General features: G+C 64.7%; 9 protein-coding genes and 1 tRNA gene. 7 read left to right on the forward strand and 3 right to left on the reverse strand.

All coding sequences use genetic code 11. From position 1 onward, the window contains the following. Positions 1 to 5: 5 nt before the first annotated feature. Positions 6 to 869 (reverse strand): glycoside hydrolase family 16 protein, encoded by an 864-nt coding sequence (locus ACXYN8_RS02590; RefSeq protein WP_458887741.1) that lies wholly within the window; start codon positions 867 to 869, stop codon positions 6 to 8. Between the two features lie 128 nt (positions 870 to 997). Between ACXYN8_RS02590 and ACXYN8_RS02595 the strand changes: the two genes are divergently transcribed. From ACXYN8_RS02595 to ACXYN8_RS02605, 3 genes are read left to right on the forward strand one after another with little or no spacing between them, the layout of a single operon-like run. Further along, positions 998 to 2,908, forward strand: coding sequence for a M1 family metallopeptidase (locus tag ACXYN8_RS02595; RefSeq protein WP_458887742.1), 1,911 nt, complete (start codon positions 998 to 1,000; stop codon positions 2,906 to 2,908). 58 nt (positions 2,909 to 2,966) lie between these two features. After that, complete coding sequence (locus ACXYN8_RS02600) at positions 2,967 to 5,051, forward strand: RelA/SpoT family protein (RefSeq protein WP_458887743.1); 2,085 nt, start codon at positions 2,967 to 2,969, stop codon at positions 5,049 to 5,051. After that, complete coding sequence (locus ACXYN8_RS02605) at positions 5,051 to 5,410, forward strand: VOC family protein (protein WP_458887744.1); 360 nt, start codon at positions 5,051 to 5,053, stop codon at positions 5,408 to 5,410. Before ACXYN8_RS02600 ends, ACXYN8_RS02605 begins: the two co-directional genes overlap by 1 nt. A 5-nt stretch (positions 5,411 to 5,415) precedes the next feature. On the opposite strand, the gene ACXYN8_RS02610 is transcribed toward ACXYN8_RS02605, so the two are convergent. Together ACXYN8_RS02610 and ACXYN8_RS02615 are read right to left on the reverse strand one after the other, a co-directional pair. Then, positions 5,416 to 6,393, reverse strand: coding sequence for a peptidylprolyl isomerase (locus ACXYN8_RS02610; RefSeq protein WP_458887745.1), 978 nt, complete (start codon positions 6,391 to 6,393; stop codon positions 5,416 to 5,418). Between the two features lie 43 nt (positions 6,394 to 6,436). Further along, positions 6,437 to 6,844: a metallopeptidase family protein gene (locus tag ACXYN8_RS02615; RefSeq protein WP_458887746.1), complete on the reverse strand. Its 408-nt coding sequence runs from the start codon at positions 6,842 to 6,844 to the stop codon at positions 6,437 to 6,439. 71 nt (positions 6,845 to 6,915) lie between these two features. Between ACXYN8_RS02615 and ACXYN8_RS02620 the strand changes: the two genes are divergently transcribed. The 4 genes from ACXYN8_RS02620 to ACXYN8_RS02635 all read left to right on the forward strand — a co-directional run bounded on the left by ACXYN8_RS02620 (position 6,916) and on the right by ACXYN8_RS02635 (position 11,838). Beyond that, positions 6,916 to 7,006, forward strand: a tRNA-Ser gene (locus ACXYN8_RS02620). Between the two features lie 114 nt (positions 7,007 to 7,120). After that, positions 7,121 to 8,173 (forward strand): LacI family DNA-binding transcriptional regulator, encoded by a 1,053-nt coding sequence (locus ACXYN8_RS02625; RefSeq protein ID WP_458887747.1) that lies wholly within the window; start codon positions 7,121 to 7,123, stop codon positions 8,171 to 8,173. A 37-nt stretch (positions 8,174 to 8,210) separates the two neighbouring features. Then, positions 8,211 to 9,386 (forward strand): MFS transporter, encoded by a 1,176-nt coding sequence (locus ACXYN8_RS02630; RefSeq protein WP_458888892.1) that lies wholly within the window; start codon positions 8,211 to 8,213, stop codon positions 9,384 to 9,386. 67 nt (positions 9,387 to 9,453) lie between these two features. Further along, positions 9,454 to 11,838: a glycoside hydrolase family 3 protein gene (locus tag ACXYN8_RS02635; protein WP_458887748.1), complete on the forward strand. Its 2,385-nt coding sequence runs from the start codon at positions 9,454 to 9,456 to the stop codon at positions 11,836 to 11,838. Positions 11,839 to 11,860 lie beyond the last annotated feature (22 nt).

Raw genomic sequence — 11,860 nt, forward strand, 5'->3', positions numbered from 1 at the left:
GCGGGCTATTCCGGCGCGTAGACGCGCACCCAGTCGACTTCCATCGCCAGTTCTTCGCGCTTGATCCGATCGACCGTCGCGGCCGGCAGGCCGTTGTAGGGCTTCTCGATCATATTGGTCTTGTAGGGATAGGCGCCGCCCAGCGCGAAGTTGGCGATCACGAACTTGGGCGTGTCGAAGGCCCACTTGCCGTAATGTTCGACCATCGGGCGCGTGACGCGGTAGGTCAGCCGGCCATCGATTTCGAACAGGATGGCATCCTTCGTCCACTCCACGGCATAGACGTGCCAGTCGGTCACATCGGTTCCGGGGTCGAAGGTGAATTTGTTCACCACCGGCGTCTCGCCGGAATAGCCGGGGCCGTGCAGCGCCACGCCAGTCCAGTCCTTCTCCCCGACATACTCCATGATGTCGATCTCGCCTGTTTCCGGCCAGCTTTCGTTGCCGAGCAGCCAGAAAGCGGGCCAGACGCCGACGGCGTCCGGCATCCTTATGCGCGCTTCGGCACGACCATAGGTAAAGTCGAACTTGCCGCGCGTGTTGACGCGGCCCGATACGAAGTCGGCGCTGCGTTCTGCATTGGTGTCTTCGCCGGGGCGATAGAGCGGGGTGAGGAACAGCGATCCGTCGCGCACCGTCACCGTGTCCGGCCGGTCGAGATAGGCTTGCTGTTCGTCGTTGACCCAGAAATCCGCGCCCAGCACGTTCCACTTCGTACGGTCCAGCGCATCGCCCCCGAACTCGTCTGCGAAGATCAGCGTTCGATCGGGAGAGGGAGGGCTGGCATCCGCCAAAGTGGCTTCCGTCGGTGTGGTACAACCGGCCAGAAGTCCGGCGCTCAACAGCGCCGCCAATGCAGCGAGCTTCATGACAATCTCCCCCTTGTGAACGTTATCATGACAGGAGTAGCCGTTCTCCGCCCCCGTGCAACCCCACCGCGGCGCAGGCGGGAAAAATTCATTGCAGGGACAGCCGCATTGCCCGATTGAGCGCCGCCATGACCGAAATCACCCGCAAAGCCCGCCCCTTCGCGGCGGCCATCACCGGTATTGCCGCGACCCTTTCGCTTACCGCCTGCAACGCCTCTGGCACGTCCGAGCCTGATGCCCCGCGCGTCGCTCCGGTGCTCGAGACAGCCGATGCCGTCGACACGCAAACCTTCGCCAGGCCGCTTGAAGCCCGCGTGGTACACGTGGACCTCGACCTCGATCTCGATTTCGAAGCGCAGAAGGTGTCCGGCACGGCGATGCTCGACCTCGTGGCGAAGCCGGGTGTCGATACGGTGGTGCTCGACGACGACGGGCTCGATATCGCCTCTATCACCGACAAGGACGGGCGCCCGCTCGAATATGAGGTCGGCGAAGTCGTGGAAGGCAAGGGCGCCCCGCTGACCGTCCAGATGGGCGACGCGCGCGAAATCACGATTGCCTATTCCGCCGAAGATGCCGACGCGCTGCAATGGCTCGCGCCCGAACAAACCGCGGGCGGCAAGCATCCCTATCTCTTCAGCCAGGGGCAGGCGACACTCAACCGGACCTGGATCCCGACGCAAGACAGCCCCGGCATCCGCCAGACCTGGTCTGCGCGCATCACGGCGCCGCAGGAGCTGACGGTCGTCATGTCCGGTCTCAAGCAGGGCGAGACGGAGCAGCTCGACGATGGTCGCCGCGCCTTCACCTACGAAATGGACAAGCCGGTCGCGCCCTATCTCATCGCGCTCGCAGCGGGGGACATCGTGTTCCGCGAACTCGGCCCGCGCAGCGGCGTGTGGACGGAACCTGCCATGATCGACGCGGCTGCGGCGGAGCTCGAAGACACCGAAGCCATGATCGACGCGGCGGAAGAGCTTTACGGCCCTTACCGCTGGGGCCGGTACGACATGATCGTGCTGCCCCCGTCCTTCCCCTATGGCGGGATGGAAAATCCGACTCTGACTTTCCTCACCCCCACCTTCATCGCTGGCGACAAGAGCCTGACCGGCCTGGTCGCGCATGAGCTGGCACACAGCTGGTCTGGCAACCTCGTCACCAATGCGGTGTGGGGCGATGGCTGGCTGAACGAAGGCGTCACCTCCTACTTCGAAAACCGCATCGTCGAGCAGGTCTACGGCGAGCAACGCGCCGAGCAGGAAGCCGCCCTGTCCTTCGCCAATATCGAGGACACGCTCGCCGAAGTGGGCGAGGACGCGCCGGGCACGGCGCTGCACACCGAAAGCGACGGGGAGGAGCTGGTCGGCAGCGCCATCGCCTATGACAAGGGGGCATATTTCCTCCGCACCGTGGAGCACGAGGTCGGTCGCGAACGGCTCGACGCATGGCTGCGCCAGTGGTTCGACAACCACGCTTTCCAGCCCGCGACCAGCGCGATGATCCTCGCCGACATGGAAGAGAACCTGATCGAAAGCCCCGAAGAGGCGCAGCGGCTGAAGCTGCGCGAATGGATCTTCGAGCCCGGCTTGCCGAGCAATGTCCATCGCCCCAATCCCAAGGCCTTTGCCGCGGTCGATGCCGCCGCCAAGGCGTTTGCCGACGACCGCACGCTCGACCCGGCAGCGTGGAAGGGCTGGAACTCGGCAGAGCGCCAGCGTTTCCTCGCGAAACTTCCGCGCGAACTCGACAATGCCGAACTGGCCGCGCTGGACGAGGCGCTGATGTTGTCGGGAAACACGAACAACGAGGAGCTTTTCCTGTGGCTCGATCTGGCGCTCGCCAACGGATACGAAAGCGCGCTGCCTGACGCGGAGAAATTCCTCGCTCGCGTAGGCCGTGCCAAGTTCGTGCGCCCGCTGTTCACCACGCTGATGGAACAGGGCGCCTGGGGCCAGGCCGCAGCACGGCGGATCTACGGCGATACGCGGGCAACCTACCACTCCGTGACGCAGGGCGGGGTCGACAAGGTCATCGGTTGATCGCCGGACCCGCTTTTCGAGTTGCAATGGCCCATGCTTTGACCCCATCTTGGGGATGATGCTGCGTCAATATGAACTGGTAGAGCGGGTCCGGGCCTACGATCCCGACGCCGACGAGGCGCTGCTCAATCGCGCCTATGTCTACACCGTGCAGAAGCACGGCACCCAGAAACGTGCCAGCGGCGATCCCTACTTCAGCCATCCGGTCGAAGTCGCGGGGTTGATGACCGACCTGAAGCTCGATCAGGAAACGATCATGACCGCGCTGCTCCACGACACAGTGGAAGACACGCTGGCGACGATCGACGATATCGAGATCAACTTCGGCAAGGACGTCGCGCGGCTTGTCGACGGCGTGACCAAGCTGTCAAAGCTCGAACAGATGCCCGAAGACGAACGGGCTGCGGAGAACCTGCGCAAGTTCTTCCTCGCCATGAGCGAGGATATCCGCGTCCTGCTGGTTAAGCTGGGCGACCGGCTGCACAATATGCGCACGCTGCATTTCATCAAGTCGCCCGAAAAACGGCACCGCATCGCGCGCGAGACGATGGATATCTACGCGCCGCTGGCCGAGCGGGTGGGCATGTATGAATACATGCGGGAAATGCAGCTCTTGGCCTTCCGCGAGCTGGAGCCGGAAGCCTACGGCACCATCACCGGCAGGCTCGACCAGATCCGAAGTCAGGACGGCGGGCAGGTCGACGCAATCGCCTTCAATATTAAGCAGGCGCTCGCGGAAGCAGGATTGCAGGTCGAAGTCATCGGGCGTGAAAAGCACCCGTTCTCCATCTGGAAGAAAATGGCGGAACGGCACGTCAGCTTCGAACAGATCACCGACATCATGGCCTTTCGCGTCATCTGCGAAAGCGAGGCGGAATGTTATCGCGCGCTGGGTCTGCTGCATACGACGTGGCAATTCATTCCGGGGCGCTTCAAGGATTACATCTCGACGCCCAAGAGCAATGGTTACCGATCGCTCCACACCTCGCTGATCTATGAAAAGTCGATGCGGGTGGAAGTGCAGATCCGCACGCGGGAAATGCATCGCCTCAACGAATTCGGTCTCGCCGCGCACTGGGCCTACAAGCAGGGCGACCGGCCCGACGGGCAAGTCGGCTGGCTGCGCGATTTGATCGAGATCGTCGATGCGAGCCACGATCCCGAAGAACTGCTCGAACACACGCGCATGGCGATCTACCAGGATCGCATCTTCGCTTTTACGCCGAAGGGCGCGCTGCATCAGCTGCCCAAGGGGGCAACGGCAGTGGATTTCGCCTTTGCCGTCCACACCGATCTCGGCGCGCAGACGGTCGGGGCGAAGATCAACAGCCGGCATATGCCGCTGCGCACGCAGTTGCAGAACGGCGACGTGGTGGAAATCATCAAGAGCGAAAAGTCCGAGCCGCAGCTGAGCTGGCTGAGCTTCGTCGTGACCGGCAAGGCCCGCGCTGCGATTCGCCGCGCCGTCCGCGCGAAGGAACGGGCGGAAATCGCTGCCATCGGGCGGATGCTGTTCGACGAGATCGCGCAGCGTCTGCCGGGCAAGGTCGGCAAGAAGGGCATCAAGGCGGCGGTCAAACGGCTCGATTACGAGGATGAGGAAGATTTCATGGCCGCCATCGGATCGGCCAAGCTGTCCGACCGCGACGTGATGGAGGCGGTCATCCCCGGCAGCACCGCGGACCTGCCGGACGAAGAGGTGCGGCAGGAACGCGCCATTTCGATCAAGGGGCTGACGCCGGGCGTCGGCTATCATCTCGCCGATTGCTGTCACCCGGTGCCGGGCGACCGCATCATCGGCCTGCGCAAGGAAGGCGAGGGGGTCGAAGTCCACGCCATCGATTGCCTCGAACTCGCCAACGGGATCGATGCCGACTGGCTGGATCTGTCGTGGGGAGAGCGCAGCTCCGGTGCGGTCGGTCGGATGCGCGTGGTGCTCTACAACCAGCCCGGCACGCTGGCGGAAATGGCGGGCCTGTTCGCGCAGGCGCGGGCGAATATCGTCGCGCTCGACCTGACGCAGCGTGACGACCCGTTCCACACCTACGATCTCGATCTCGAAGTCACCGACCTTGCCCACCTGACGCGCATCCTCAGCGCCCTGCGCGCAAGCGACGCGGTGGCGCAGGCGGAGCGTATCTGATGCCGGTCGTCGGCCTCGACCACGTGCAGCTGGCGATCCCCGAAGGCGGGGAAGATGAGGCGCGCCGGTTCTTTGTGGAGATTCTCGGCATGGCCCAGGTGCCCAAGCCCGCCAATTTGTCGCCAAGCGGCTGCTGGTTCGAAGGGGGCGGCGCGCGCCTGCATATCGGTGTCGACCCTGATTTCCGCCCGGCAGTTAAGGCGCACCCGGCGTTTCTGGTCGACGACCTTGCGAATCTTCGCGAGCGGTTGGAGGATGCGGGTCACGCCACGCGAGACGACAAGCCGGTCGAAGGCTACGCGCGCTTTTTTACCGACGATCCCTTCGGTAACCGCGTCGAACTGATGCAGAAGCTCTAACCGGTTTACCGGGACACGCGCCGCACCGGGACCGGGATATTGCAGATGTCCGCGCCACCGGCGGGCTGGATGAAGAACGGATCGCGGCGGTTGGCGCGCGCTTTGGCGTAGCGGGCGAAGGTCTCGCCCTCGGTCGAAAGATATTCGAACCCCGGTTGATCGGCTTCGGGCAGATCGCTCGCCACGCGGATGCTTTCGATCGGCACCCGTTCCTCCGCTGTCTCGTAGAAGCCCAGCGCCCCCGTCCCGCGCGGCAGGCTGGAGAGATGCTCGATCCCCTCGACAACCCTGCCGACCAGCGCGATGTTGCGATCCAGATGCCGCGGCGCATGGCCGATCACGGTGTAAAGCTCGGCCCCGGTGCCGGTGTCCGGCGAATACCCGCGCCCGACCCCGACCATGCCGTAGCAGTGGACAGGCCACGCTTGGTTTCCAGCTAGTCCAACTGGCCATCCTTTCGTGAATGCACCAACAGCGTACGGCTCAAATGTCCGAAAGTTGCCTAGGCGCACTTGTGCATTCGGAGGGCAAACGTGATGGTTGCAATAGGCTGGATTTGGGTTGTCACCCAACACATACTCATCTTCCCCCATTACCTTCAGCCCTTCGGGCAGTGGCTTGGCGGGGCCGTTCGCTTCGGGGTTGTCGTTGTTGGGATCGCCCCACTGGACGACGTAATTGTCCTGCACGCGGACCACGGCGATGCCGTCGTACCACTTGGCGCGGGCGAGGGTGCGGATGTTGTCGACCCAGCCTTGCGAGAATGGCGCAGGCATCAGCTGGATCACGACCTGCCGCGAATTGCCCTTCGCATCGGGCGCGAGGGTCATCACCAGCAGATTCTCCGGCGCGATGGTGACCCATTCCGCAGCGGGGGCTTCGGCCACGATTTCGCCAGGGGACGGTGCCCCCTCCGGCTCGTCCTGCGCCACGGCAGGGGCGGACAGAGCGAGAGCGGCGGAAAGCGCGAGCAGATGTTTCATGCGGAAGGTTTCGCCCGAATTGCGCGCGATTACAAGCAGGCGGTCAGTCCTCCGCCATATCCTCCAGCGCGTGCATATCCTCGTCCGACAGACCGAAGTGATGGCCGATCTCGTGCACCACCACATGGGCGACCAGATGCTCCAGCGTTTCATCCGCGCGTTCGGCCCATTCGTCGAGGATTGGGCGGCGGAACAGCCGCACGCGGTTGGGCATCTGGCCCGAATGCTCGATGCTCGCTTCGGTCAGGCCGATGCCTTCGAACACGCCCGACAGTTCGAAGGAATCCTCGATGCCGAGATCGGCCAGCGTCTCGGCATTGGCGAAGTCCTCCACCAGCATCACCACATCGCCCAGATGTGCGCGGAATTCCGCCGGCAGGCGATCGAGCGCGGCAAGGGCCATGGCTTCCATCTCTGCAAGGCTTGGGGCGGGGCCGATCGTTCGAGTCATGGGAATACGCGATACTGCGCCCTTGAGCGCTTGTCATCCGCGCCACCCCCCGCTAGGTGCGCGCCTCACGCGGAGCAGTGGCCGAGTGGTCGAAGGCGCACGCCTGGAAAGTGTGTATACGGTAACCCCGTATCGAGGGTTCGAATCCCTCCTGCTCCGCCACCTTTCCCCTTAGAATCCCCCGGACCGCCCATTGGCAACGTTATCAATTGGTCTGGTCAGCGCGGTTCCGGCTCGCTAGCAAGCGGGTGTACGAGGGGGAACGACGGCACTCACATGGCGCGGCGGCGGCAATCTGTCACTATCAAGCACGTTGCTGCGGACGCAGGCGTCTCGCTGCAGACGGTCAGCCGCGTCATTAACAAGGAACCCAACGTTCGCCCTTCGATGAAGGAGCGGGTGCAGGCCTCCATCGACAAGCTCGGCTACGTACCGTCCATCGCCGCCCAGCGGATGAGCGGATCGCGATCCTACCTGATCCTCGCCCTCAACGACCGCGAGCGGACGATTGCCGACTGGCGCGCGCGCGAGGGGACGGACTGGGTCGACCAGATGCTCCTGGGCGGGATGCTGACCTGCGCGGAGCATGGCTACCGCATGATGATCGAGCTGGTCGACACCCATCACGACCATGTAGAGCGCGAGATTGCCGCCGTGCTCGCCGCGGTGCAGCCCGACGGCGTCATTCTGACCCCGCCGCATTCGGACAATCCGCTCATCGTCAGCCAGCTTGCGGCCGCCAGGATACCTTTCGTGCGGATTGGTTCGCGCGGCGGTGGTGCGGGCATTGCGATCTCGATGGACGACGAAGGCTCGGCGCGGCTTGCGACGGAGCATCTGCTGGCAAACGGGCACAAGCGGATCGGTTTCATCGCGGGCTCTCCCGAATACGAACTCAGCGGCTGGCGCGTCGACGGCTGGCGCGCCGCGATGGAAGAGGCGGGCTTTGCGACCGGGGACCTGATGGTCGCGGGCGACTTCACCCGCGCATCCGGCGAGGTGGCGGCGCGCGAATTGCTCGATCGCGCGGAGCGGGCGACCGCCATTATCGCCAGCAACGACCAGATGGCGCTCGGCACGCTGAGCGTTGCGCGCGAATTGGGGCTAGAGGTGCCGCGCGACCTCTCGCTGGTCAGTTTCGACAATACCCCGCTGGTCCGTTTCACCCATCCCGCCCTGACTGCCATCGACCAGCCCGTGGCGGAAACCGCCTCTGCCGCGGTGGCCGCGATCATTGCGGAAACCTCTGGCGCGAAGGACAGCAAACCGCCCTCGGCCATTCAGGGTCGTTTGGTAGAGCGGGAGTCGGTCGCTGCCCCTGCAAGCTGACCAGCACGTTCAACGCCAGAACACGCTATTCCTGGCGCTGTATGCGCTTGCCTGGGCGGGCGGCGCAGTCGCCTACGTTCCGTTCCTGACCATCCTGCTGCCGGTCCAGGTCGCGCGCCTCGCAGGGGCCGAGGCCGTGCAATGGCTCGCCTATATCGCCTTCACCGGAGCCATCAGCGCGAGCATCGCGAACGTGGCCTTCGGCTGGCTCAGCGACCGGACGCACAACCGCAAGACCTGGATACTGGTGGGACTCTCGCTGTCCTGCGCACTGCTCGTCGCGACGCCCGCAGTCACCACCCTGCCGGTCATGCTGGCACTGATCGTCGCGTGGCAGCTGGCGCTCAACATGATGCTGGCGCCGCTCGCCGCACTGGCCGGGGACTATGTTCCGGACAGGCAGAAGGGGCGGCTCGGCGGTCTGATGGCCTTTGCGCCAGCGCTTGGCGCGGCATCGGCAACGCTGGTGACGTTGCCCGGCCTTGCGGAGGCGAGTGGCCGCGTATGGCTGGTGGCGGGGATCGTCGCGGCCTGCGTGCTGCCGGTGTTGGTGATCGCACGCCCGCGCAATTTTCCAGAACTGGTGACGGACGAACCCGCCGGCGCGAGAGAAGCCGGCGCGCAGGAGAAGCGCTTCGCCACCCGTCACGCTGTCGTCCGGATGTGGATCGCGCGGCTCCTTGTGCAGATCGCTGAGGCTGCGCTGTTCGCCTACCTCCTCTACTGGTTCCAGTCGCTATCGGCGGGGGTGAGCGACAACGACACGGCCCGAATATTCGCCATGGTCCTGCTGGGCGCTATCCCGCTCGCGATGCTGGCAGGGCGCTGGGCCGACAATCGCGACCGTCCGATCGTGCCGCTGATCGCCTGCGCATTCGGATCCGCGACAGGGCTCGTGACGATGGCGCTGGCCAGCGGCCTCGCGCCTGCGATCGCGGGTTACGTGCTGTTCGGTCTGTCGGCTTCGGTTTTTCTCTCGCTGCATTCGGCGCAGACGCTCCGCGTGCTTCCGCGGCCAGCCACGCGCGGACGCGATCTAGGCTTGTTCAACCTTACCAACACGGTCCCTTCGCTGATCATGCCGGTGCTGACGCTGGCGCTGGTGCCCGTGTTCGGGTTCGCGGGGCTGTTCGCACTGCTCGCGACGCTGTCGATCGCGGCGGCGGGGCTCCTGCTCGCCATCACCATGAGAGCTCGCCCGGCAGCCGATTAGACGCTTGCAATTGCGCCGTACCTCTGCGACTTCGTTGTTTGAGAACGTTCACAACAACGGCGGTGGGATGAGGATGCGTTACGGGATTACGGCTTTGCTGGCGAGTGTATCGCTGGCTGGATGCGCGGTGGGCAGTGCTGCGCCGGGCGAAATGGAAACGGTCGCCGCGGCGCCGCAGGGAAGCGTCGATGCGCGGGTCGCCGACCTGCTTTCGCGCATGAGTGTCGAGCGCAAGGTCGCGCAGCTTATCCAGCCGCAGATCAACTCCTTCACCGCGGCGGACATGGAACGCTACCGTTTCGGCAGCTATCTCAACGGCGGGAACGGCGGACCCTATGGCGATGAATACGCGCCAGCATCCGAATGGCTGAAGCTGGCGGACGAGATGTACCTTGCCTCGGTCAAGCCGATGCAGGGTGAGGAGCCGGTGATCCCGACCATGTGGGGCACCGATGCCGTGCACGGCCATACCAATGTCGTGGGCGCAACGATCTTTCCGCACAACATCGGGCTGGGCGCGGCAAATGACGCAGACCTCGTGCGCCGGATCGGGCAGGCCACCGCTCTCGAAATCGAAGTGACTGGCATCGACTGGAACTTCTCCCCCACCGTCGCGGTGGCGCAGGACGACCGGTGGGGCCGCACCTACGAAAGCTATTCCGAGCAAGCGCAGATCGCGGCGACCCTCGGCGCGGCGCTGGTCGAGGGCCTGCAGGGCGCTAAAGGCAGCGCGGACTTCGTGGGCGCGGGCCGCGTGAGCGCAACGGCCAAGCATTTCTTTGCCGATGGCGGCACCACGCAGGGCGTCGACCAGGGCGACGTCAACGGCGACATCGACGCTTTGAAGCGCATTCACGCCGTTCCCTATCCGGCTGCGATCGAGGCTGGCGTGGAATTCATCATGGCCAGCTTCAATTCGATCAACGGCGTAAAGATGCACGGCAACGAGCCGCTGCTGACCGGAGTTCTGCGCGACGAGATGGGCTTCGAAGGCGTCGTCGTGGGCGACTGGAACGCGCATGGCCAGATCGATGGCTGCACGGTCGACAATTGCGCACAGGCGCTGCTGGCCGGGCTCGACATCTACATGGTGCCGGACGACTGGAAGGCGCTGCTCGAAAACACCGTCGCACAGGTGGAGGACGGCACCATTCCGATGGCCCGCCTCGACGAAGCCGTCGGGCGGATATTGCGAATGAAGATGCACGCGGGGCTGTTCGACGCAGATGCCAAGCGGCCGTCCGAAAGACCGAATGGCGGCGACTATGCCCTTCTCGGTTCGCCCGAACACCGGGCCATCGCGCGCGAGGCTGCTGCCAAGTCGCAGGTCGTGCTCAAGAACGACGGCGTGCTGCCTCTGAAGAGCGGCGCCAACATTCTCGTCGCAGGCTCCGCCGCGGACAGCATCGCGCAAGCCGCAGGTGGCTGGACGCTGACCTGGCAAGGCGGGCGGGAGCTGACCAACGACTACTTCCCCGGCGCCACGTCGATCTGGGGTGGTATTCAGAAGGCGACAAAGGCGGGAGGCGGCACTGCAATCCTGTCGGAAGACGGCAGCTACGCGGCCAAACCCGACGTCGCCGTGGTGGTGTTCGGTGAGCAGCCCTACGCCGAGTTTCAGGGCGACCGGAAGACGATGGTCTTCTCCGACGAAGAAGGTCTGAACCTGCTTCGCAAGTTCGACCGCGAAGGCGTCCCCGCCGTCGCGGTGTTTCTGTCGGGTCGTCCTATGTGGATGAACCGCGAGATGAACGCGGCCGACGCTTTCGTCGCCGGTTTCCTGCCGGGTGGAGAGGGTGACGGCGTCGCCGACATCCTGTTCGGCAAGCGCGAGGCCACCGGCCGCCTGTCGTTCAGCTGGCCCGCGCTTTGCGAAGGCGAGCCGGTCAATTCGTCCGAGGGTGCGCTGTTCAACGTCGGCTTCGGTCGCACTCTGGCCGATCATGCGCCGACTGCGAAACTGAGCGAGGCCTGCGGTTATCTCGACCAGCTCGTGCCGACGACATGGTTCGACATGGGCCGCCTCGGCACCGGCGTCACGGCCAGCGCGAATGGCACGGTGCTGCCCAATCTGGTCGGTACCGCGGGTGGCGTCACCGCGCGCGGCTATGACCGGACGAGGCAGGAAGATGCGCGCGAGCTGACACTGGCGGCAGGGTCGTCGATCAGCTTCGCCCAGACCGGCAATGGCAATGGCGACTATGTCCTGCTGTACGACATGGAAACCGCGCCGAGCGGGAAGGTCACGCTGACCCTTGGCAACACGACTTACGATGCGACCCGGCAGCTGCAGCTTGCCGCTGGCAAGGGCTGGCGTGAAATGGTGCTTACCGACAACTGTTTCCCCGGACTGGGCGACAGGCTGACGATTACCACGCAGGCACCGCTCTCGCTTCGGATTGGCCGGATCGCCCGGCAGGAAATGCCCGAGGGCGCGGAGTGTTCGTTCTGAGGCGCCGCGTCAGGAGGTGACG

The sequence above is a fragment of the Altererythrobacter sp. CAU 1778 genome (assembly GCF_054482795.1).

Bases quoted from the DNA above. Each gene is read 5' to 3' on its own strand.
- ACXYN8_RS02590 (WP_458887741.1), bottom strand. From the start codon at position 869: ATGAAGCTCGCTGCATTGGCGGCGCTGTTGAGCGCCGGACTTCTGGCC.
- ACXYN8_RS02595 (WP_458887742.1), top strand. From the start codon at position 998: ATGACCGAAATCACCCGCAAAGCCCGCCCCTTCGCGGCGGCCATCACC.
- ACXYN8_RS02600 (WP_458887743.1), top strand. From the start codon at position 2,967: ATGCTGCGTCAATATGAACTGGTAGAGCGGGTCCGGGCCTACGATCCC.
- ACXYN8_RS02605 (WP_458887744.1), top strand. From the start codon at position 5,051: ATGCCGGTCGTCGGCCTCGACCACGTGCAGCTGGCGATCCCCGAAGGC.
- ACXYN8_RS02610 (WP_458887745.1), bottom strand. From the start codon at position 6,393: ATGAAACATCTGCTCGCGCTTTCCGCCGCTCTCGCTCTGTCCGCCCCT.
- ACXYN8_RS02615 (WP_458887746.1), bottom strand. From the start codon at position 6,844: ATGACTCGAACGATCGGCCCCGCCCCAAGCCTTGCAGAGATGGAAGCC.
- ACXYN8_RS02625 (WP_458887747.1), top strand. From the start codon at position 7,121: ATGGCGCGGCGGCGGCAATCTGTCACTATCAAGCACGTTGCTGCGGAC.
- ACXYN8_RS02635 (WP_458887748.1), top strand. From the start codon at position 9,454: ATGAGGATGCGTTACGGGATTACGGCTTTGCTGGCGAGTGTATCGCTG.